Source organism: Limimaricola cinnabarinus (genome assembly GCF_002723615.1).
GTDB lineage: Bacteria > Pseudomonadota > Alphaproteobacteria > Rhodobacterales > Rhodobacteraceae > Limimaricola > Limimaricola cinnabarinus_B.
In genome coordinates, this window is the sequence record NZ_KZ304951.1 from 56,366 (window position 1) to 79,376 (window position 23,011).

General features: G+C 60.2%; 16 protein-coding genes and 1 tRNA gene. 11 read left to right on the forward strand and 6 right to left on the reverse strand.

Translation table 11 applies throughout. The features are described 5' to 3' along the window. The 4 genes from CJ301_RS00305 (at position 1) to CJ301_RS00320 (ending at position 2,449) form a co-directional block, all read left to right on the forward strand. Entirely contained in the window at positions 1 to 486 is a 486-nt protein-coding gene (locus tag CJ301_RS00305; protein WP_099273074.1) for a hypothetical protein, read from the forward strand. A 4-nt stretch (positions 487 to 490) separates the two neighbouring features. After that, positions 491 to 1,084: a YIP1 family protein gene (locus tag CJ301_RS00310; RefSeq protein ID WP_099273076.1), complete on the forward strand. Its 594-nt coding sequence runs from the start codon at positions 491 to 493 to the stop codon at positions 1,082 to 1,084. Next, the gene (locus tag CJ301_RS00315; protein WP_099273078.1) at positions 1,077 to 2,297 is read left to right on the forward strand and encodes a cysteine desulfurase; all 1,221 of its coding nucleotides are present in this window, start codon (positions 1,077 to 1,079) and stop codon (positions 2,295 to 2,297) included. Before CJ301_RS00310 ends, CJ301_RS00315 begins: the two co-directional genes overlap by 8 nt. A gap of 75 nt (positions 2,298 to 2,372) precedes the next feature. Beyond that, positions 2,373 to 2,449: transfer RNA gene (locus CJ301_RS00320), tRNA-Arg, on the forward strand. A 727-nt stretch (positions 2,450 to 3,176) separates the two neighbouring features. Here the strand turns inward: CJ301_RS00320 and CJ301_RS18535 are convergent. Together CJ301_RS18535 and CJ301_RS00330 are read right to left on the reverse strand one after the other, a co-directional pair. After that, positions 3,177 to 3,602 (reverse strand): hypothetical protein, encoded by a 426-nt coding sequence (locus tag CJ301_RS18535; protein WP_162620372.1) that lies wholly within the window; start codon positions 3,600 to 3,602, stop codon positions 3,177 to 3,179. Next, positions 3,595 to 3,984, reverse strand: coding sequence for a hypothetical protein (locus tag CJ301_RS00330; protein WP_216823237.1), 390 nt, complete (start codon positions 3,982 to 3,984; stop codon positions 3,595 to 3,597). The genes CJ301_RS18535 and CJ301_RS00330 overlap by 8 nt, the downstream gene beginning before the upstream one ends. A gap of 356 nt (positions 3,985 to 4,340) precedes the next feature. On the opposite strand from CJ301_RS00330, the gene CJ301_RS00335 reads away from it, so the two are divergent. Together CJ301_RS00335 and CJ301_RS00340 are read left to right on the forward strand one after the other, a co-directional pair. Beyond that, positions 4,341 to 6,299: a GmrSD restriction endonuclease domain-containing protein gene (locus CJ301_RS00335; RefSeq protein ID WP_099273082.1), complete on the forward strand. Its 1,959-nt coding sequence runs from the start codon at positions 4,341 to 4,343 to the stop codon at positions 6,297 to 6,299. A 132-nt stretch (positions 6,300 to 6,431) separates the two neighbouring features. Further along, positions 6,432 to 11,357 (forward strand): DEAD/DEAH box helicase, encoded by a 4,926-nt coding sequence (locus CJ301_RS00340; RefSeq protein WP_099273084.1) that lies wholly within the window; start codon positions 6,432 to 6,434, stop codon positions 11,355 to 11,357. A gap of 51 nt (positions 11,358 to 11,408) precedes the next feature. Here the strand turns inward: CJ301_RS00340 and CJ301_RS00345 are convergent, their stop codons facing one another. Beyond that, entirely contained in the window at positions 11,409 to 11,753 is a 345-nt protein-coding gene (locus CJ301_RS00345) for a hypothetical protein (RefSeq protein ID WP_099273086.1), read from the reverse strand. A gap of 896 nt (positions 11,754 to 12,649) precedes the next feature. On the opposite strand from CJ301_RS00345, the gene CJ301_RS00350 reads away from it, so the two are divergent. The 4 genes from CJ301_RS00350 (at position 12,650) to CJ301_RS18545 (ending at position 17,016) form a co-directional block, all read left to right on the forward strand. Next, the gene (locus tag CJ301_RS00350) at positions 12,650 to 13,861 is read left to right on the forward strand and encodes a hypothetical protein (protein WP_099273088.1); all 1,212 of its coding nucleotides are present in this window, start codon (positions 12,650 to 12,652) and stop codon (positions 13,859 to 13,861) included. Positions 13,862 to 15,020: 1,159 nt separating this feature from the next. Beyond that, the gene (locus tag CJ301_RS18540) at positions 15,021 to 15,212 is read left to right on the forward strand and encodes a hypothetical protein (RefSeq protein WP_162620366.1); all 192 of its coding nucleotides are present in this window, start codon (positions 15,021 to 15,023) and stop codon (positions 15,210 to 15,212) included. A 22-nt stretch (positions 15,213 to 15,234) separates the two neighbouring features. Further along, positions 15,235 to 16,581: a reverse transcriptase domain-containing protein gene (locus tag CJ301_RS00360; protein ID WP_099273092.1), complete on the forward strand. Its 1,347-nt coding sequence runs from the start codon at positions 15,235 to 15,237 to the stop codon at positions 16,579 to 16,581. A gap of 267 nt (positions 16,582 to 16,848) precedes the next feature. Continuing rightward, entirely contained in the window at positions 16,849 to 17,016 is a 168-nt protein-coding gene (locus tag CJ301_RS18545; protein WP_162620373.1) for a hypothetical protein, read from the forward strand. A gap of 31 nt (positions 17,017 to 17,047) precedes the next feature. Here the strand turns inward: CJ301_RS18545 and CJ301_RS00365 are convergent, their stop codons facing one another. The 3 genes from CJ301_RS00365 to CJ301_RS00375 are packed head-to-tail and all read right to left on the reverse strand — an operon-like array spanning position 17,048 to position 20,726. After that, positions 17,048 to 18,355: a hypothetical protein gene (locus tag CJ301_RS00365; protein ID WP_099273094.1), complete on the reverse strand. Its 1,308-nt coding sequence runs from the start codon at positions 18,353 to 18,355 to the stop codon at positions 17,048 to 17,050. Beyond that, on the reverse strand, positions 18,352 to 20,460 hold the full coding sequence (locus CJ301_RS00370; protein ID WP_099273096.1) for a tyrosine-type recombinase/integrase: 2,109 nt from the start codon (positions 20,458 to 20,460) through the stop codon (positions 18,352 to 18,354). The genes CJ301_RS00365 and CJ301_RS00370 overlap by 4 nt, the downstream gene beginning before the upstream one ends. Continuing rightward, on the reverse strand, positions 20,457 to 20,726 hold the full coding sequence (locus tag CJ301_RS00375) for a helix-turn-helix domain-containing protein (protein WP_254050018.1): 270 nt from the start codon (positions 20,724 to 20,726) through the stop codon (positions 20,457 to 20,459). The genes CJ301_RS00370 and CJ301_RS00375 overlap by 4 nt, the downstream gene beginning before the upstream one ends. Before the next feature lie 202 nt (positions 20,727 to 20,928). Here CJ301_RS00375 and CJ301_RS00380 point away from each other — a divergent pair. Continuing rightward, on the forward strand, positions 20,929 to 23,011 hold a 2,083-nt coding region (locus CJ301_RS00380; RefSeq protein WP_162620374.1), incomplete at its 3' end, for a hypothetical protein.

Genomic DNA, 23,011 nt, shown 5'->3' on the forward strand with positions numbered 1-23,011 from the left:
ATGGCGGTGTCCTCGGACATCGTGAGGACCTGGCGCGGCCCGCGCCGGGTCGTGGCCGAGCTGGCACAGCAGGGCAGGCGCGAGGACCGGGCATTGATCTGGCTCTTCGCCGCCTGCGGCCTGATCTTCGTCGCGCAATGGCCGCGGCTGGTGCGCATCTCGCATGAGACGGGAGAAGACCTGACCCGTCTCATGACCTACGATCTTCTGGCCTGGATCTTCGTCTGGCCGCTCTTTTTCTACGCGCTTGCCGGGCTGAGCTGGCTGCTGCTCAGGCTGCTGCGCCGTGGCGTCACCGCCTTCGACGCGCGGCTCGCGCTGTTCTGGGCCTTGCTCGCCTCGACGCCCGCGGCGCTGCTCTACGGGCTGCAGGCCGGGCTCAACGGGCCGGGACCTGCCACGAACCTCGTCGGCGGCATCTGGATCGCGGCCTTCTTCCTCTTTTGGGCGCAGGGCCTGCGCGCCGTCGTCGCGCGCCGGAGCTGACCCCATGTGGACCTATATCACCGATCTGTTGCGGCTCAGCCTGCGCGCGCCCGGCGACGCGGCGGCAAGGCTGCTCGTCACCTTTCCCGGCGCGGCCGCCACATGGCAGGCGCTGGCGCTCGTCACCTGCATCAGCGTCGTCCTGACGGCGCTCTTGCAAGGCGCGATGCCGATGGTCGCCGCGAGCCCCGACATGGGCTTCGGCCTCACGCCATTCGCCTATGCCGGGCTGCTCGGCGTCTCTCTCGTGCTGCTCGCGGGCGGCGTGACCGCCACGGGGCGGCTTTTGGGCGGAGAGGGGCGCTTCGCGCCCGCCCTGGCGCTCGTGGTCTGGCTCGAGGTGCTGGCGATGGCGCTGCGACTGGTGCAGGGGGTGCTGATCCTCGTTCTGCCGCCGCTCGCCGGGCTGGTCGGTCTGGCCGGTCTGGTCTGGCTCTTCTGGTGCCTCGTCCGTTTCATCCAGACCCTGCACGGGTTTGGCGGGCCGGGCCGATCCATCGTCGTGCTCGTTCTCGCCTTCATCGCCATCGGGACCGGGCTCGCGCTCGTCCTGGCGCTCACCGGGCTGACCGTCCAGGGAGGATTTACCAATGTATGACGTCGAAGAGATCCGGGCGCAGTTCCCGATCCTGTCGCGCAGGATCGGCAAGGCGCCGCTCGTCTATCTCGACAATGGCGCCTCGGCCCAGAAGCCGCAGGTGGTGATCGACGCGATCACCCGCGGCTATGCCGAGGAATATTCCAACGTCCATCGCGGGCTGCACACGCTCTCGACCATTTCGACCGAGCGCTACGAGGGCACGCGCGACGTGGTGCGCAAGTTCCTGAACGCGGCGAGCCAGGAAGAGATCATCCTCAACACCGGCACCACCGAGGGCATCAACATGGTCGCTTACGGCTGGGCCATGCCGCGCATGGAGCCGGGCGACGAGATCGTGCTGTCGATCATGGAGCACCACGCCAATATCGTGCCGTGGCACTTCCTGCGCGAACGCCAGGGCGTGGTGATCAAATGGGTCGATGTGGATGCCAATGGCGATCTCGATCCGCAGGCGGTGATCGACGCGATCGGGCCGAAGACCAAGCTCGTGGCCGTCACCCACATGTCGAACGTGCTGGGCACCGTGGTCGACGTGAAGGCGATCTGCGCGGGCGCGCGCGAGAAGGGCGTGCCGGTGCTCGTCGATGGCAGCCAGGCGGCGGTGCACCAGCCCGTGGATGTCGCCGATATCGGCTGCGATTTCTACGCGATCACCGGCCACAAGCTCTATGGCCCCTCGGGCGCGGGCGCGATCTATGTCCGGCGCGAGCGGATGGAGGAGATGCGTCCCTTCATGGGCGGCGGCGACATGATCGACCAGGTCACGCGCGAGGCCGTCACCTACAACGTCGCCCCGATGAAGTTCGAGGCGGGCACGCCGTCCATCGTCTCGACCATCGGCATGGGCGTGGCGCTAGATTGGATGATGGATCTCGGCATGGAGACCATCGCCGCCCATGAGCGCCGCCTGCGCGATCACGCGATCGAGCGGTTCAAGGGGCTGAACTGGCTCAACATCCAGGGCCAATCGGAAAGCAAGGGCGCGATCTTCTCGCTCACCCTCGAAGGCGGCGCCCATGCGCATGACATCTCCACCGTGCTCGACAAGAAGGGCATCGCGGTGCGCGCCGGCACCCATTGCGCCATGCCTTTGATGCAGCACATGGGCCTCGGCGCGACCTGCCGCGCCTCCTTCGGCCTCTACAACACCGAAGAGGAGGTCGACCGTCTGGTCGAGGCGCTGGAGTTGTGCCACGAGCTTTTCGCCTGAGCCGAGATTGACGCGGGGGCGGGCACGAAAAGCCGTTGCGCCCGCCCGCGCTTTCGCCTATCGAACGCCCCATAGGCACCCGTAGCTCAGCTGGATAGAGCGCTGCCCTCCGAAGGCAGAGGCCTCAGGTTCGAATCCTGACGGGTGCGCCATAAAAATCAGCCATATCGTCAGATCGCTCCTTTCGGGCCGCCCCGGTTTCGCCCCGGCTTGCGCTCCATCGCGTCCAGCGCACTGCTGGGCAGAGTGGCTGAGCTGCCAGTGGCCCCGTTCGATCGTCTCGATACCGGTCGGGAAAAGCCGCACCCTCCAATCACATGCTGTTCCGGGCCGCTCGATTTGTCGTCATGTGCTGCGGCCTGTGCGGCGTCGGTTTCCATCCAGGTCTGGCATCGACAGCGATCTTGGCCATGCGGTCTTCATGTCTGTGCCGATCCGCCTTCGGCGACAGCCAAGCGAGCCCTGCCGCATCGCAGGCAAGGCGGATCCGTCGTGCAAGCGGAGAGAGTCGGGTTTGCGCCAAGCGGAATGCAAAATCCCCGCGCCTCTGACCGAGACCCGGGGATTTTTGTAGCAACTTCAGCGCAATGCTGGAAGTTTGGCTCCGGCGGTAGGGGCAGAAGAAAATGCCCATATCCTTCAGAATACAAACGGAAAATCGCTTTTGAACGCGGCCCGACTCCGCGTGTGACGGAAGTTGTGTCACGGTTGTGATACTCAAGGCAAGTATCTTGTGTCCCGCCCGATATTGATCAGTGCAGAAGGAGACATGTGGGTGACCAGCTGCCTTGAACTTGCGGCGTTCTCGCCGACGGCTTCTTCTTATGACCCAGCGTTTCCGTGCCCGCTTCCAGCGCAGGAGGCGGGCAGGGAACATGGTTATGATCTGAGTTCGTCAGCGATCTGTTCCGCTCGGAGAAGACAGCGGACAACTGAAAGCGCTTCGATGAGCTCCTCCAGTCGTGATCTGACGATCATGAGTTCCACGCCTTGGGATGAGGCAACCGCTTCATAGTGGCCGCCGGACATATCATGTTCGTCATGCACGTAGTGAGACCTGGTTGCGCGACGGATAGGTTCTTGAAGACCATCCAGCAGATTGCGGACGAGAGTGATATCGATCGCGCCGAAGATCGTCCCGGCATCGATTTCTCGTATCAGGCCGAGAGCGTCTCTTCGACATTCAGAAGGGAGGTCATTGCTGTTCGCGGCTTGCGTTAGGGCCTTGCCTGCAGATTCTGCTGCCCTCAGGGCTTGGTAGATGGCCAGACGAAATGGGTCACGTGCCAGCAGAATGTCACCCATGCTCAGACATCCCGCCATAGGAGGTATTTGACTGGAATGAACTGGCGTCAGCCGCGGCCAAAACCAGCGCATCCATCAGCTCGTCTGCCAATAGGCAGATATCCTCGACATAAGGGGCAGTAGGGTCGAGCTCCGCGAAATAGCCACATTCGGGTCGGTCATCATCATGCACGTGCTCGAGTGTCAGAAGCTCATACAGTGCAAAAACATCGTTCCGAAGCTTCTTGCTAAGCGGTGCACCGAGCTGCAGCTGATCAATCAATCCCTGAACCCGGCGCAGCCAGGGGCGTCCGCCGAGGAGAAGAGCCGCGTTCTGTAGCGACTGGTGATTGGTTTCGATGAAGAGATGAAGGGCCGTCGGGGCCATGGGGATATCGAACATGACGTTCTCCCGTGAGATGCCCTCAGCTGGATGCCTCGGGTGACAAGGGTGAGAGCTTCCTTCCTCCTTTCCATGTGTATCCGGATCCTCACCTGGTATTCGTTCAGGCGGGCTCCGTGCTTTGTCGGCGCTCTCGTTTAGAGGAGCGTCGAAAAGCACGAGACCTGCCTGTATTATCCTTGATCGCCTCGTTTGGATCTGGGTCAGGTCCGCTGGAGATGAACGCCGTGGACGAACCGTATTCCTCGCGCCTCAGCCATCGCGTGCTGTGGGTAAGTCGTATCTCATGCAGGGGTTGCGCTTATCGGGGCGAGCGCGCCACAGTGCTTTCCATTGGTGTTACGCGGTAGGCGCGCATGAATATTTCATCGATCCTCGATTATATCGACAACGGCCATATGGCTCTTCCCGAATTTCAGCGGGGTTACGTCTGGGGCCGGGAGCAGGTCCGGGGCCTGTTTCATTCCCTCTATCGCGGACATCCTGTCGGAAGCCTTCTGGTTTGGGCCACGAGTGCTTCTACGGCGGCTTACCGTGGCGGCGGTGACCTGGCTCCTGGCGTGGTGAAGTTGCTACTGGATGGGCAGCAGAGGATCACATCCCTCTATGGCGTTATCCGCGGGGCACCCCCGAAGTTCTTCGACGGCAACGCGAAGTCCTTCACAGACCTGAGGTTCAACCTCGATTCCGAGGAGTTTGAATTCTACCAGCCTATCAAGATGCGCGATGATCCCCTCTGGGTGGACGTGACCAAGCTCATGAAACGCGGCAATGCCGGGGTCGGAAACTTCATCACGGCTTTGAATGGCAGCCCGGAACATGCCGCGAAGCTCGGCGAGTATGTCGGACGGCTGAACCAGCTTCTCGGGATCCGCGACAAGAACTTTCACATCGAGGAAGTCACTGGGTCGGACAAGACGCTGGATGTGGTCGTCGACATTTTCAACCGTGTAAACAGCGGCGGAACCAAGCTGTCCAAAGGCGACCTCGCCCTGGCCAAGATCTGCGCGGACTGGCCGGAAGCCCGCGATACCATGAAGGCCAGTATCTCGCGTTGGCACGCCGCAGGATATGACTTCACACTCGACTGGCTATTGCGATCGGTGAACACCGTTCTGACCGGTGAAGCGAAGTTCCTGCATCTTCATGACCGATCCGCGGACGACATCTCGGCCGCGCTCGACCGGGCTGTGCGGCATACGGATACCGCGCTGAATCTGATCGCCGGACGTTTGGGGCTCGACCACGATCGAGTGCTCTTCGCGCGCTTTGCGATTCCTGTGATGGTCCGTTTCCTGGACCAACACGGCGGGCGGCTCGATGAGCGCACCCGGGACAAGCTCCTATTTTGGTATGTGCAAAGTGGCATGTGGGGCCGCTTCTCGGCGTCGACCGAGAGTGTGATCGACAAGGACCTCGGTATCCTCGAGCAGAGCGGCGGTGACCTGGATAAGCTCATCGACGAACTTCGATTGGGGCAAGGTGGCCTGCGGGTCGAGCCGGGGCATTTCCACAGCTGGAGCGTCGGTTCCCGTTTTTATCCCATCCTCTACATGCTCACCCGCATGACCGAAGCCCGCGACTGGGGGACGGGTTTGCCTTTGAAACGCGAGATGCTTGGCCGAATGAGTGCGCTTGAAGTGCACCACATCTTCCCGCGATCGCAGCTCTACAAGGCGGACTTCAGAAAGTCTGAGGTCAACGCCCTCAGCAACTTCTGCTTCCTCACCAAGGATACCAATCTGGTCATCAGCGACCGGCGTCCCGAAGAGTATTTCCCGCAGATCGAGGAAGCCCATCCTGGCGCGTTGCGATCGCAGTGGATCCCTGAGGAACCGCAGCTGTGGCAGATCGAGAAGTTCCCGGACTTCTTGGAGGCGCGCAAGGAACTCCTTGCCGAAGCGGCAAACTCATGTCTGAAGTCGCTCTTGCGTGAGGAAGCCAGCATGTTGGACGCGGCAAAGCCAGCAAGGATGTCCAACTCCGAATTGCTCGGCGGGATCGCGAGTGAGGATGAGGCGCACGCGCTCGAAGAGCTGAACGCATGGGTCGAAGGGCAGGGCTACGCGAAGGGTGAAATCGCATGGGACTATGTGGATCCCGAAACTGGAGAGCAGAAAGCCATATTCGATCTGGTCTGGCCGGACGGGCTTCAAGCAGAGCTGTCGGAACCCGTTGCCGTTCTCCTCGATGAGGCGCCTCAGCTCATCTCCCTTGCCAGCGCGGCCGGCTTCCGGTGCTTCACGTCGGTCAAGGCCGCGAAGAAGTATGTCCAAGAGCTGAGCGGGGTCGATTTGGTAACCGCTGCCGAATAACACGCTACGCCGCAGAAACAGCCACCTGCCTTAACCCAATGTCCCCGGTCGTTTCCTCTGACCCGGGTCAACTCATCCAGCGCCTCAGGCGCATCGGTTCACGCCGCAAGACGATTTCCAAGAAAGACCGCCATGCACGCACTCGATCAGCTCCTTCAATCCTATCGCGAGGCCGCGGTTACCGAGCGTGAGAAAGGGACCTATTTCGAAAGGCTTGCTTGCGCCTACCTGCGAGCGGATCCGGTGCAGGTCGAGGAATACTCAGAGGTCTGGAGCTGGGCGGACTGGGCGGCAGAGAATGACTGGAACGGGAGGGATGTCGGGATCGATCTCGTTGCGAAGCTGCGGAACGAGGAAGGGTTTGCAGCCATCCAGTGCAAGTTCTACAGCGCTCGGCATCGGATCCAGAAGGCGGACATCGACAGCTTCATATCAGCGTCCGGCAGGTCTCCATTCGTCCGCCGGGTTGTCATAGACACGACGGAAGTGCCTTGGGGCGCCAATGCCGAAGAGATGATCGTAGGTCAGAGCATTCCTGTGGTTCGCCTCTCGCTCAGCCACCTTCGTGACAGCCAAATCGACTGGACCATCTTCGGGGTTCGCGGCGAAGCTGTCCTCTCGGCAAAGAAGACCCTGCGCCCCCACCAGATTGAAGCCTTGGAAGCTGTGCGCGCAGGGCTTTCCGATGCGGACCGGGGCAAGCTCATCATGGCCTGTGGGACCGGTAAAACCTTCACGTCCCTGAAGATCGCCGAAGATCTGGTCGGCAAGGGCGGCCGTGTCCTCTTCATGGTTCCGTCCCTGGCGTTGATGTCTCAGACTGTCCGCGAATGGACAAACGATACCGAGACGCCGCTGCGGTCTTTCGCGGTGTGCTCTGACGCTCAGGTCGGCAAACGGCGCGTGTCGAATGATGATGCCGCTGAGATTGATGCCCACGATCTGGCATTCCCGGCGACGACGAACCCCGAGAAGCTTGTGGCAAGGGCCGGGGAACAGGATCCGGAGCGCATGACTGTCGTTTTCTCGACCTACCAGTCGATCGGCGTTCTCGATGCAGCTCAGAAGGCGGGCCTGCCAGCCTTCGATCTGATCATCTGCGATGAGGCTCACCGCACAACCGGTGCCACCCTCACAGGCGAAGAAGAGTCGAACTTCGTTCGCATCCATGACGATGCGTTCGTTGCCGGTCGCAAGCGTCTCTACATGACCGCCACGCCGCGGATTTTCGGCGATGCGGTCAAGACCCGGGCCGACGAGGAGGCTGCCGTCCTCGCCTCGATGGATGACGAGAGCCTCTATGGTCAGACCCTTCTCCACAAGGGCTTCGGCTGGGCCGTGCAGCAGGGGTTGCTGACCGACTACAAGGTCATTGTGCTTGCGATGGATGAAGGCCTCGTGAGCGCCAGTGTTCAGAAGCGGTTGGCTGATGAGAACACTGAGCTGGATCTCGACGACGCCACCAAGATCATTGGCTGCTACAAGGCGCTGACCAAGCAGGACTTGAAGCAGGACATTTCATTCGACGCGCAACCGATGAAACGGGCGCTGGCCTTCTGCAAAAGTATCGGCGCCTCGAAGCTGGTTCGCGACGAATTCGCGAACGTGGTGGCCGAATACACCGGCGACGAGGCCCTGATCGACGAGGATGCGCCGTCGTCACCCGATCGTCTCGACATCGAGATCGAGCATGTGGACGGGACATTCAACGCGAAGTCCCGCAATCAGCTACTCGATTGGCTGAAGGCGGATGCCGAGGGCAACACGGCCCGGATCCTCACCAACGCGCGATGCCTGTCTGAGGGCGTCGACGTGCCGGCGCTTGATGCCATCATGTTCCTGCATCCTCGGAAGTCGCTTATCGATGTGGTGCAGTCCGTTGGCCGTGTCATGCGACGCGCCGAGGGTAAAAAGATGGGCTACGTCATTCTCCCGGTAGGGGTGCCTGCGGGCGTGGAACCCGAAGAAGCACTTAGAGACAACGAACGCTACCGTGTCGTCTGGCAGATCCTCAACGCATTGCGCGCACACGATGAGCGTTTCGACGGCACTATCAACCAGGCTTCACTGGGGCAGGATGTCTCCGACCGTATCCAGATCGTCGGGGTCACTCGGGAATCCGAGGAACTCCGAAGCATTACTCACGAGGTAAGTGAGCTGCCGACCCGCAAGGCGCAGCCGCAATCCGGATTGGGTCGCGGCAGTGACGGGGGCGATGCCGTCGCCACGGCGCCGAGCGCGGAGCAATACGAGCTTTTCGTCGACGAATTCTCGAAGGCCATCATGGCCAAAATCGTCAAGAAGTGCGGCACGCGCGACTATTGGGAAGACTGGGCGACCAACATTGCCGAGATCGCGCAACGCCACATCTCACGCATCGCTGGCATGCTCGAGGAATCCGGCACCGAGGCCCGGGAAGCGTTCGACGGTTTCCTCGCTGAGCTGCGCGATGATCTGAATGACAGCATATCGGAGCAGGACGCGATCGAGATGCTGGCGCAGCACCTCATCACGCGTCCCGTCTTCAAGGCACTCTTCGCCGGGCATGCATTCACGGATCAGAACCCGGTCTCCCGTGCCATGCAGCAGGTGCTGGACGTGCTCGACGAGAACCGCATCGACAAGGAAACGAAAGATCTCGAGAAGTTCTATGAAAGCGTCCGCAACCGCGCTCACGGGATCACCGACCCCCAGGCCAAGCAGCGCTTGATCGTCGAACTCTACGATAAATTCTTCCGCAACGCCTTCCCGCGCACGACCGAGAAGCTTGGCATCGTCTATACGCCGGTCGAGATCGTCGACTTCATTCTTCACTCAGTCAACGAGATGCTGCAGGAGCATTTCGGTCAGACCCTCGGCTCGCGTGGTGTCCATATCATGGACCCGTTCACCGGCACGGGCACCTTCATCACCCGGCTGCTGCAATCTGGCCTGATCGCGCCGGACGAACTGGAGCACAAGTATCGCCACGAGATCCACGCCAACGAGATCGTCCTGCTGGCCTACTACATCGCCGCGATCAACATTGAGGCGGTCTACCAGGGCGAGGACAAGAAGAACGACTACGTGCCCTTCGGGGGGATCTGCCTCACCGACACCTTCCAGATGTATGAAGGCAGGGATGAGCTGGCGCTTTACATGCCGGATAATTCCGAACGTCGGACCCGGCAGAGGGACTTGGATATCCGAGTAATCGTGGGCAATCCGCCTTATTCATCGGGCCAGAACAGCGCCAACGACAACAATGCCAACGTGGGCTATCCGGTGCTGGATGCGCGCTTGCGAGACACCTACGCAGCCCGATCGACTGCGACTAACAAGAACGCGCTCTACGATAGCTACATCCGGGCCATCCGCTGGGCTTCTGACCGAATCGGCGATGCGGGCATAGTAGCATTCGTTACCAACGCGGGCTGGGTGGATGGCAACGCTGCTGACGGAATGCGCGCTTGCTTGGCCGAGGAATTCACCGACCTCTATGTATTCCATCTTCGGGGTAACCAGCGCACCAGCGGTGAGCGGTCCCGCAAGGAAGGTGGCAAGATTTTTGGTTCGGGCAGTCGGGCCCCAATTGCCATAAGTGTCTTCGTCAAAAACCCGGATGCGGTGGAGCACGGCCGCATTTTTTTCCACGACATTGGCGACTACCTCGATCAAAAGCAGAAGCTGGCAGTCATCCGCGACTTCGGCGCAGTTGGGGGGATCAGTAAGGCGAATGGCTGGGAGCAGGTCACGCCGGACGACCAAAACGACTGGCTGAACCAGCGCGATGCCAGCTTCGACGCCTTTATGAAGATCGGGGACAAAAAAAATAAATCTGAGTTCGTAGTGTTCGAGACCTACTCGAGCGGTGTAAAAACTCAGAGAGACGCTTGGTGCTATAACTTTTCGCTCTCAAGGCTTGAGCGGCAAATTGGTGGAATGCTCGATTTTTATAACGACGAATTGGCGCGGGTCTCAAAGACTTCCGGCGATCCCGTTGCCAAGCTCAACGCCGACCCGAGGAAAATAAGCTGGTCTGCCAACCTCAAGGCAGACATTGCAAAAGGCCGCCGTCGAGAGTTTTCGGAAGGAGTGGCTATTCCAAGCATCTATCGACCATTCGATAAGGAGTGGCTCTACTACGGACGCTCACTCAATGAACGCGTCTATTTAATGCCGTCCATGTTTCCAGACGAGAATCAACCGAACCGCGTGATCGGAATGTCAGGACCAGGCTTTCGGGGCTCTTTCTCGGTTCTGATGGCCGATACAGTCCCTGCGCTCCATGCTGCAGACCGAGATGGAGCTCAATGCTTCCCCCTTTATCTCTACGACCAACAGGGCGAGGAGCCAGGCGGCCTTTTTGAAGGCCAGTATTCCAGCCTCCAGCGCCGTGACGCAATTACCGATGCCGGACTGGCACATTTCCAAGCGGCCTACCCGGACAAGGAGATCTCCAAGGAGGACATCTTCTACTACGTCTATGGCCTGCTGCATTCGCCCGACTACCGCGACCGCTACGCCGACAACCTAACCAAGGAACTGCCCCGCATCCCTGCCGTTAAGACCTACGCCGACTTCCGTGCCTTTTCGGACTCTGGGCGGCGCCTCGGCGACCTGCATGTGAACTACGAGACAGTGGAGCCATACCCGGTCACCTACAAGCAGGGCACGCCCGCGCTGTGGAAGATCGACGACCCGAAGAAGTTCTACCGCGTCACCAAGATGAAGTTCGGCGGCAACGCGCGCGACAAGGACAAGACCAAGGTGATCTACAACGCCAACATCACAATGACCGACATCCCGCTGGAGGCCTATGACTACGTTGTCAACGGCAAGCCCGCTCTGGAATGGGTAATGGAGCGGCAGGTGGTGAAGACCGACAAGGCCAGCGGCATTGTTAATGACGCCAATGACTACGCCAATGAAACCATGAACAACCCGGCCTACCCGCTGGAGCTGTTCCAGCGGGTCATCACCGTCAGCCTCGAGACCATGAAGATCGTGCGGGGTTTGCCGAAGCTTGAGCTGCAGGACCAGTCGAAAGGCAAGATCGCGGAAGAGGTGTTCGCATAGATCGGAACACCTCAACCGCTACTTCTGCCTCTCGTTGGCGGGATTTACGATTTACCAGCCCACGGGCGGACTTTCGTAGTTTGACTTCCATTTCGCCCGGGCTGCCACGTCCACCAAGCTGCGCTGCCGGTTATCAAGCCGGCGCCAGCACGCGCGAAAATCCCGATGAGAAGCCGGCAGGAGGTCTTCCCGCCCGAAGGCCAGGGCGACCGTGATTGCCTGAGTGGTTGAGAGGCCAAACCTGGCTTCGTCAGGGGTCACTTCGCCAGACAGCACCATGCGGCATGCGCTGGCGTCCTTCTCAGGACCATTCAGCACGGCTTGGGCTTCGCTGTCCCCCAGGCCCGTTTTGAGCGTTGTGGGGGTTGGTGCGGTCGTCGTGTAGTTCTCAGTCATGTCTCATCCTTTTCATTCAGCCCGTCTGGGTAGGCGGGAGATGGAGTCGTCTCTCGGATCGAGAAAAACTTTGTTTGTTGGGTTGGTGGCGAGGGTCGGTTGCCCCAGCGTAACAATCGGCAATCACGGGAGGCGGGCGTCTGAGCGACAAGGCATGCGGCTGCTGGAGTCCGAACGAAGCACCATGTTGGGCTCGGCGCCGTCAGTATCTACCGTGTTTCGGAGGATCCGGCGAGGGGCGGAAATTGTTGAGAATGGCTCATCTTCACCCCGTGCGGATGGAATTGAGGCGTTTTCAACATCGTTCGGAAGATGCGGAGAATTCAGCGACATCCAGGAACTGGCGGGTGCGACAATGGCGACTGCCACAAGGAGAGCTGGCTCGGCCCAATCCACATTCCCCTCACCGCAGCACCTGTGGGCGTGCCAAACTGCAAGTAAGATATCGGCGCGAAGTCGACAAACGAAATCCAAACGAACGGCGGGTTCGAGTGATCCTTCTAACAATTATTGGTCAACTTCGGATGACCGGTCGTTTCGCTCACCAGATGTCGCATATCGGCCCTGAGCTGACGTTCGGACGCATCGGATGCTGCGTGGCCGTTCCCCGGAAGCCGACGTTCGACTGGCGCTGCGGCAAAGTCTCAGCCACGATCGTGGTGATGCAGGGCTAAGCTACCGGCCGGCCGCGACCCTCCTCGTGTCCGCTCGCTACCTCAAGTTAGTCGCTCAAGAATGACGCTTGAAGTCTTCAAGGACTACCATTCAGCATCGCGAGTTAATATTGTCCTTGCGACAGTTGCAGTCATTTGCGGCCTGAAATGAAAAGCGTAAATGAACTACAGCTTGAACCGGACTTCGCCTCTACATGTCACAAGCCGAAATGCGAGATCTCCATGCCAAAGAAGATTGAAAAAGATGCGGAAGCGGACGAGGTGCTAACGAAGATCCGCAAGCGTCTCGGCAAGGCTCTGGCAGGCTTCTCACCTGATTTCCCCGCCGACCTTGATCGCTGGGAAATGGAGTCGTCACGGCCAGCTGCAGAACTGTTTCCGGTGCCGGAGCTGGTGCTGTTCGCTTTCCGCAACATCCTGGGCTGGCGGTGGAGTGGGGTCGGCGAAAAGGTGCGTTGGACCGTCTATGGCAGTGTGTTGGGCGAACCAGTGGGGTTTGAACTGAGGAAGTTCGGCTTCACCATCCTTCGTGCGAAAGATTCCAAGCTTTCATGTGATCGCATCGTCGGACAGGTGGGCGCGGCCATGCGGCAGATCGAAGACCTTTTGGCGCCGTTCGCTATCGAACAGACCCGCTCGGGCAACGTCCTAATAGTCAATCGCTTCGGTGAGTTCGAAAGCCGTTACCGCTACTTTCGTGACAAGGCCCACAAGACATTCGCCAAGGCCGACAAGCCGGCCAAGCATTCGAAACCAAAAGGAAAAAAGAAGAAGAAAGGCGAGCCAGAATTCCCAGTCGGCATGATTGCGGCTATGCTCAACCACCAGCATGCAGCACAAACCGAGGGATACTATCTGACCACTGCGATGATCGAGGCCTTTTTCAGCGCGCTGGAGCACAGACTAATTCTGCTCTTGGCATTTAGAGGCTCTCAACTCAACCCAGGAGGACTTGAGGAGTTCCTGAATAAATCATGGGATAAAAAGCTCAAGACGGTCTTCCCACTCACAGAAAATCATCAGGCCGGTGTCACATTAGGCAAGCTCCGGCGGATCAAGGAACGGCTGCGAAATCCTTTCAGCCATGGCGGCGTCGAAAACGACGGAGGATCGCTGTTCTTCCACCTTCCAGGTATCGGAGTCGTTCCAGCGAATTTTTCGAACTTTGCTGACAGTCCTCGTTTCTCCTTCGTTCCGATTAAAGTCGACAACTTTGACGAATGCTGCTCGGTTTTTGATGCAGTGCACGACATGCTGTCGACGGGGCCGTTAGCGCTTCCGCACCGGTTCGTCGATGCGGGCGTTGATCCGTCATTCGATGCCGAAACACTCTCTGAATATGCTGAAGCAATGGCTAAAGGGCCAGACGCGGTCGAACAGTGGATAGAGCGCTGGGGTCACAATTGGACCACCCACGCAAACATGGACTACTGAACAGAGCTTGAAAATACTGCAAGTGCCAGCCAACGACGTCGAAGCACTCGCGGGAGTAAAAGCGGCCGTTACGCGAGGTCTTCTTTTTTCGAGATGCCCAATGACTGCTTGAGCAGACCAGCGGCTGCGCATCACCCATCAAGCGAAGATCGATTGAGAAGTTCTGCATTCCCGCTTCCATCGCAGCGGACGCCTGTTGAACGACAGCTTTTCCAGATTGTTTTGCAAAATGTTGCATTCGCGGCGAATGTCATCTCTCCGCCCATTCTGGCCAAATACCGGGGCAGGGCAGCAATTCCATTGCCAATGCACAGGTAGACTGGCTTGCTTCTGGACCACTACGCTGCCTCCTTCACGGGGGCATGGCAACCGTGTGCGTTCGAACCTGGGGGTTACGGTTGTCGAGACCGTTTTCTGTCATTTCGGTCTGGTCCAAGTCCATGTCTTGTTGGGCTTCGGGCGGGCGAGATGCGCGACTTGAGCATCCTCGGCGGGGCAGGGCGGCATAGTTGGACGGCATCGCGCCGGTGCTCTCCCTGCGCGACGGAAAGGCCCGCGAGATCGTCTGAAATCGCCGACGCTGGCACTCGTTGGTGCTATGCGAAGATGGTCGGATCAGCTTCGGAACGAAATCTGCGGCTGCGCGAAGGTCGAGTTTGTTGCGCCGGGCAAGCTATGGACCACCACAAGTGGCCCGTTCTGCTCATTCATGCACATCGTAGCAAACAGCGAGTTCGAGCCTTCGATGCCGAACCTGTTCGTTAATCTCTATCTAAAAGTAATCTTGCTCTCTTGAACATGTGCCGCAGCGTCGCCACTATATCTGGTATGTCCATGGTCGCCATGGCGTCCGACGTGAAGCTGGACCTGTCCATGCGGATCGTGCGCCACGGAGACCTCGCCAAGGTGGCTGTTGCCGCTGAGGTGTCTGTCGTAGCGGCCATGCCGTGCGCAGAGGATGTGCTGGGCCTGACCGTTGGCTTTGAAGCTGTGAATGCTCCGTCTTCTGACGGCCTCCAAGCAGCAGATAAGCATTCTAAGCGGCGGGCGTTGCCGGGGCGTAACGCGCTTGACAGCGCCAAAAACCTGTTAAAGTGGAAGGTGACGAAATGCGTGAACTTGCCCCGAAAAACCGGCTCGCCTGAGCTGGCTTACCGGCTTGCGCGAAATTCTGTTCGCGCTCGCCGCAGCGTCCATGGTCGCCATGGCGTCCGACGTGAAGCTGGACCTGTCCATGCGGATCGTGCGCCACGGAGACCTCGCCAAGGTGGCTGTTGCCGCTGAGGTGTCTGTCGTAGCGGCCATGCCGTGCGCAGAGGATGGGTGTCCGTCAACGGTCGGGATTGTATGAGCGGAGGACCCGAGCGAAGAACATGACGAAGACACTATTCGAAGAAGTCAGAAGCGAACAAAACATCTTCTCAGCTTGGCGACACGTGAAGCGCAGCGCATTGACCTCAGGCAACGCCGATATTCGCGGCAAAGCCTCCGAGTTCGAGCATGCTCATCAGCGTCACCTTAGGCGCATTATTGGTCAACTTCGCAAGGGCAAGCTCTCTTTTGATCCTGTCGAGGGAGTTCTGAAGGACAAGCGCAAGCGTCTTGCAGCAGGCAAAGATCCACGGCCAATCGCAATAGCCACCATCCAGAACCGTGTCGTGCAACGGTCAATCCTACAGGTTCTACAGCCACGTCAGGCGCGTGACCTACGCGACCCAGACTCTCGATATCAGGCCATTCGCGACGATAGGCTGGGGCGCATAAATGACGTTAACCAATCCAAGTATGGCGTTGGAGGGCTGATCTACCCTCATGGCGGCGTTCGCCCCGCTATCGAGACAATCATGGCAGCAATTGACGGCGGAGCGAAATACTACTTCCAATCTGACATTCGGGCCTTCTTCACCAAGATTCCGACTAACAAAGTGGTCGACTTCGTTCGCCGAGAAACGGGGGACGAAAAATTCGTCGAGTTGTTCGCCAAGGCTCTTGAGGTTCATTTGGCGAATGAAAATGAGCTTGTTGGCTACACGCACCTGTTTCCAAAGGGCGGTATCGGCGTTGCTCAAGGGTCCTCTCTTTCGGCTTTTGCGGGAAATGTGTTGCTTTACGACATGGACCAGAAGCTGAACACCATGGGCGTGACGGCGGTGAGATATATCGACGACATTCTAATGGTCGGCGCAGACCTTTCATCTATCGACGCCGCCAAAGCGTATGCTGAGAAAACCCTGGCAGACTTTGGTTTCGGTCTCTACGGACCCGCTGATGGCTCAGAAAAGGCCGCGCAAGGCGAGTGTAGAAAATCTATCAACTTTCTTGGTTGCACACTACAGCCCAAGCGTTGCGTCCCCAGCGCGAAATCTACCGAAAACATGAGAGAAGGCGTCCGAGAGACGCTTGCAGCTTCCAAGACTGCGATAAAGGAGGCGCTCGCGAAGGGAACCTCCCTCAACGCCAAGCATTCACATAGCGCCACTTTAGATACGTTAGGAAGGCGCATCTATGGATGGCAAAAATCCTTCGTCTTCTGCAATCAGCGCCAACCCTTCGAGCACCTCGATGACTACGTTGCGAAACAGGTCGCGGACTACCACGGCGTGATCGTTCGACATCTTGGGAAAGCCGATCATCGGGTCAAGGCGATGATACTTGGTGTCCCTTCGACAGCAGATATGTTCGACAACAGCTGCAGAAAAGGTGCGAGACAGGCGGATTGAGCTTTCCGTATTCTCGTCAGCTTTCAGAGCACCGCTGACATTCGACCCAGGCGCAGCGATTGGCAGCTGTCCGCCCATCTGGACCGGAACAGGCTCCTTCCGTAGGTGTCCGAGCCCTCTCCACCCCCGACGCCGAGATCGTGTCCCCGCTCTACGGGGTCAGGCCCGCACACGGCGTTTACGCCGAGCTGCTTCGGCGACACGTCCCGTTCGGAAACGACGCTTCTCAACGTCTTCGACCAATCGGCAGGAGGCAACGCCCTCGCCTTGCATTTCCGCTATGTCTGGGCGCTGGCGAGTGAGACGGTGGTCGACTTCGAATGCGTAGACGTGTTCGAACTCGCCGAAGATCGCACGCGCTTCACGCGTATGACTATCATCTATGACACGGCGCGTCTCGGGGACGACTTCGAGGCGCCTCGGGAAAACGCCTGAAACCGTGCGGCAAAGGGTTAGTGTCAGGAACTCATTCCAAATCGAGTTCTGCCGACAGACGGGACCTTGCCTCGAGCACCTGCCGGAAGCTGTCTGCCGCCGCGAGCCCGGTGCTGTGGTCGTAATGACGTCGCGTGGTCCTCTCGTCGCGGTGATCCAGCAGCACGGCGCTGGCGCGCCCGCCCGCGCTTAGCACTTCGCTCGCCGTTGTGGCGGCATTGTCGCGAAGCCTGTGGAGGGACACCCGGACCCCGAATGCGCGCTCGGTGAGATCGCCCGCCAGACGCCCGACCTGACCCTCGCTGATGCCGACGCCACGCGCGATCGTCGACGGGAATAGGTGGTCGCCGTCATCGAAGATGGGGCGATAGGACTGCCTGTATTCGCGTAGCGCTTCGGTGAGCATCTCGCTCTCTATCAAGCGCTCGAACGGACTTCCGGACTTGCGGGCCTCGAGCAGTTTCAGGAACCGGGCCGGAATGCGAACCTGAAAGCTCGTCGCGCTGACGAATTTAAGGGTTCGATCGAACTCCAGGGTCGACACCGCGCGGGCCCGTTGGGGCAGGGCGATGCCCAGCGACAGCAGCACGCCGTTGCGGAAGTGCCGCGCTGCATGAACCCCGCGAAGCGGGCATTGACGTGCGTCCTCCATTAGGCGGAAACCGAGATCGTAGATCGCTCGAGCCCCGACGAGCTGCGCCCCGGTCTTGGTGCTGGGTCCGGTGTTCTGCGCGCGCTCCGACCAGGCGCAGACGACATGCTCGCACGCCCTGGAGCGGAACCCCGGCTCGACCACCTTCAGGCCTGTGAGGATCCTGTCGATGTAGTCCGCAGCGGTGCGCGTCGTGGTGGTCGAGGCGATGGTCGTCGCATAGCGGTTCAGGCTTTCGCCCGTGGCGCGTAGGGGCAGGCCTTCGGCAGCGCAGTAGGTATGCCAGCGGGCGAGGGCGACGCAGACATTGCGGGCATGCGCCGCGCTCCAGACGGGGCCCTTCGGAACAGACTGCCGTGCTTTTGGCGTCGCGATGCGGTCTGCCATGTAGGCGCGCCAGCTTTCGGGGAGGGCCGAGCAGGCGCGCTCGGCCTTCTCCCAGTCGGTGCGACGCGCCGACTTGGCCGTGACGCGCGAGTCGCGGAGGACCGGCGCGAAATGCGCAGTGCGTTCCGCGCCCCAGATCTCCGCGGCGCGCTTCTGAGCGTATGCGAACTCGGCATGGGCCGTCCGGGGGGCTGTCCCCAGTCGTCCCTCAAGAAGCCGCGCCAGGTCATGGCTTTGCGGAATGGCATGGCCTGGGTGGGCCATGCGCAGGAACACCAGAAGATCCGACATTTTGTTCATCTTTTGTTCCTTTTCGGTTGTTGGTTTTCCATATCGGTTTTACGGTCGAGGTATTTCAGCCATTCTGCACCAATCAGGGCCTCATCGAGTTCGGCATAGTATTTAATAGTCGTTTCGACATCCCGATGTCCGAGCAGCTTTTGGACCTTCAACATGTTGTCGGAGCTTTCCCGCAACCAGATCCAGCCGATCAGGTGGCGATAGAGGTGGGGGTGAATTTTGACACCGACGTTCCTGTGCATCAGTCTGGTCACGCGCTGCAGCAGGGTGCTGTAGTGCTTGGTCAAATCCCCGCGCTGCGCCGGAAACAGGTAGGGGTTGCGCTCCTGTCCCGGCTGAAGCAGCGCCGGTCGCACGACATCGAGATACTTTCGCAGCAGTTTGCTCGTCGTGACGTTGAGCAAGATTGTCAGGTCGGCATCCCCGGCATCGCGCATCTTGACCCTGGCCGCCGGGATTACGATGCGTGCACCGACCTCGTCCCAGGTGATCCAATCCAGCCTGGCCAGCAGGACGTTTTCGCTGCGTGGCGCCCGTGCGAGGAGAATCCCATGCGCGAGGGCTGCCATGATGTCCTGGCCCATGTCTCGCGTGAGCAGAGCAGAGGTCGACATGTCGCCCCTTGCTTTCCTGGCAGTCTTGCGGCGCCGGTTCAGTTCAGAATTGGTGTCGGAGACGATCTTGGCGGTTAGGTCGATGGCCTTCTGAATTCGCGTTGAATCAAAATTCCTCAATTTTGCCTTGTTGCGCGGGGCAATGCCGGCGTGGACCACCTTGTAGCTCTTGATCATGTCCCGGATGACCTGAAGTTCCGACGGCGATCTCTGCTGGAAGTCGCGCGCGATCTTGAGCGCTACTTTCAGTATTCCCTCTGCGTATCCGCTTGCGTGCTCTGCCTTGTTCGCCTCGACGATGACCTCGATCGCCGCGCGCAGGACTTTGGGATGCAAAAGCATGTCGAGGTTCCTGGGCAGCATGTCATACCCGGAGACCAACGCCTTGGCAGCGGCCACGAGGTAGCCCCGACGGACATCCAAGGTCCGTTCCGACCACACTTCGTGGCCAACGAGAAAGCCGGCCTGACGCAGCCGATCTTTCCGACTTTCGTCGACCTTTGACGGCTGATGCCCGGGGCGCTGTTGCTTGGCGCGACGTCGGTCCATCAGCAGCGCGATGTCTTCTGACATGTCCTCGGTTGCTTCTTCAGCGTCGAGACGTGCGATGAAGTCATCGAAGGTGAGCCCGTCGCGAGATGCCGTGCCGCGAGCCCAGGGCGCCACCTGATGGTCGAACTCGGCCAGGACGCCAGCCAGGTCCGCGGCAGCGACGCCGAACTTGTCTCTGCGGTCCGCGAACGGATGAGACGCGGCCGCAAACCCGAACGCGGCAAAGGCGGGGTCGCTCGCGAGCTTCCTTGTCAGGGCCGAGATCTCGCGGACGTGCTTCTCGCAGGCGGCCTCGCTTTTCGCAGAGTCGGCGACACGGTGCTTGTAGTATTGGGCGAGGGTCTCGTCGCAGACGGACGAAAAGGGAATTTCCCTGTCATGCAGATAGAGTAGGAAGGCGCCGCTCGCATATTTCATCGAGTTCGACAGGGTGCTGCCCTGGATCGCTGCGTAAAGCGCCGCATGGACGCCACCGATGTCGGTAATCTTGCGTTTGCGCGCCCGAGGCGTGCCCCGGCCGGCAGCGGCCACGAGTTGGCAGCGATACGTGGCGTAACTCCCGGGACTCAAGTTGAACGCCGCTGGCTCATTCGCGTCGAAGAATTGGATGACGTCCTGCTTGCAGACGATTTTGAGCTCGGGGGCCCACCCGGCATTTCGGCAGAGCCAGCGCAGCCGCGATTGCAGGCCGACATCGTCCGCTTTCTGCGCACGCGCGATCAGGTCCGCGTAGGTGAATTCCGAGGAACCGAAGGACACGGAGAGGTCGCGTCCCGTTGCGCTCGAGAGCGCGGCCAGCGTGCTGTGCCGGGGCCGTAGCCCTGGGATGGTCAGGATGTCCGAGACAGCCTTCGGGTTCAGGCCGGCGCGCAGCGACAGCGCGCGCATGCTTTCCCGGTGGAGCTCCATGTGCTTTCGGAGGTCTTCTGCGAGTGTCATGAGGATTCCTTGTCAGTGGTTGATGGTGTGTCGAGATCGAGGTCCGGCTTCCCTTGTGAGGGCCGGACGCGAAGCTCGAACACCGCCAGCCATTCGTCGCGGATCGTCCACGACTTCCCGAGTTTCATAGCTTGCAGCTTCACCGGGCCGTCCGGTGTAGGGCAGCCATGATTGATCCAATCGCGGATCGTATGTGGGTCACGCTTGAAAATTTCCGCAACTTCGTTGGCTGTATAATAAACCGGTCTTGTCAATATCGCCTCCATTGTCTGGTGAAGGGGATATAGGTGCGTTTCCGATTTCAAAGAAAATCTGGGGAGAAATAATAGAAGAATACGGATACTTGACCAAAACAAGTGTCGCACCGCTAATATGAGAGAACTTCCGGACTGACACTTTTCTTCCGAATCCAGCTAAATTTTTTTGGTTCTTCCGGCCGAACCCATCTCCCGTTCACAACGCAAGGAGATGACCAACATGCCGCTCGATGATGAGATTTTCCGGGATCGGTTTGGCCGCTTCACCGGTGCCGGCGCCTATGCGATCCCGGCCGCTGCCGAGCCGACGCGCTTCACGTCGCTGCTCGAGGCGAACGGCGCGCTGCGCGGCGCGCTTCAGGACGCTGACGACATGCTTGTCTCTGCCAAGGAAAATCACCGATCCGGGGCCGTCGTGCTGCGTGCCAGCCCGGGGGCCGGCAAGAGCACCGTGCAGCGCATGCTCATGGCCGAACGTCAGGACCGCGGGCAGACGCGCAAGACCACGACGCACCTTCCGACCCTGGCCCTCGCCGAGGAGGCCGCACGTCACGCGACCGAACTCGGCTTGTCCGCCCGTGTCATCCGGGGCCGCTCGGCGCTGCGGCCGGACGGGCAGGGGCGGATGTGCATGAAAGCCGCGACCGTGGAGCGGGCCATCCATCTCGGCCTGCGCGCCAAGGCGGCCTTCTGCGAAAGCCCTGCGCGCTTGGATGCGGATTCGAATGGAGCGTTCCGATGCGAGCATTTCGATACCTGCGCCTATCGAAAGCAATTCTTGAAACGCGCCGACCACGATTTCGTCGCGACGACCTATCTCGGTCTCCCGGATCCGGAGGGGGACCGCCTCAGCTATCGCGTCGTGGACGAGACCTTTTGGCGCCATGCCCTGAGAAACTGGTGCGTGGATGTGGCCATCTTCACCGCGCCGCGCATCGACCCTATCCGCCCCAAGTCCCATCAGCCGAGGGACGCGCGCACGGTGGCCAGGACCGAGCTGCTCGAGGCTGCGAACAAGGTGGTCGGGCGCCTGATGGCGGGAGATTCACCACTCTCGCTGCCCTATACTGCCGAAGACTATGAACACTTTGCCGAACTGGAGGACATGTTTGCCGCCGCGCAACCGGATATCGCTCCGGCCCAGAGTGAAACGGAGCAGCGTGGCCTGCTCGACGATGCGGAACGGGATTTCAGCAAGGTTGGCGGCTTTCGCGCGGTCTGGCGGGTTCTCCGACATGCCAGGGAAAACGGACTTGGGCGCAGCGAGCGCCTACGTCTCGAGCGCAACAGGGCCGGGCTGAAACTGCATGTCGCCGAGAAACAGGCGCTATCGAACAAAGAGCCTATGCTCGTGCTCGACGCCGATGCGGAGCCTGGCATTCTCGACACCGTCGGTTGCCCGGTCCTGATCCAGAACGACATCACGTTGCGACCGAACGCGGTCATCAGGCAGCTGCACGATCGGCGCATGTCCACGAGCGCTGTTATCGACAGCGCCGAGAACCGCAATCAATGGCGCAGCATCATCGCCATGGAGGTCCTGCGCGATCGTCTGGGTCGCAATACCGGGGTGCTCGTGGGCGCCACGAAAAAGGTCGTGCAGCAATTCTTCGCGGATGCCGGACATGACTTCTCCGGCATGGATGCCGAAGAAGTGTCGCGGTTCATGCTCGACACCTCGCTGCACGGCGCGCGCTGGCTGTGGTTCGGCAGTCGCTCTCTCGGATCGAACGCATATGCCGACTGCTCCAGTGTCATCGTCATCGGACGCGAGGAGCTGCCGCTGGCGGCGTTGGAAGACCAGGGGCGTGCGCTATGGGGCGACACGGCGGGCGCGCCGCTGACGTTGCTCTCCGGCGGTCCTGCGGGGGAGCTCTGGATGCCAGACGCGGAACTGGCCTACGAGATGACAGATGGCCGTGCCATGGCCGTGCGGGTGCCGTGCCATCCGGATCCCCGCATCCGCTTGCTGCAGCGGCAGGCTCGCGAGTTCGCCACCCGCCAGCTGGTAGAGCGCCTCCGGCTCGCCCGATCGCCATACCCGAAGCGCGTTCTCCTGGGCAGCAGCGTGCCGATCCCCGGCCTTCCCGTCGACCAGTTGGTCTCGTGGAGTGACCTGCAGGTGCCGCGCCTGGAAGCCGCGCTGGCCGTCGGATTGCTGCGCGACGGGGCGGTGGAGCTGACCCATAGCAAGATCAGCGCAGCGGCCAGCGAGGTGTTTTGTTCGCAGGATGCGGTCAAGGGGTTCATGAAGAGGGACAGGGCCTCTGCAGGTCGTCTGAATGCGCTTAAAC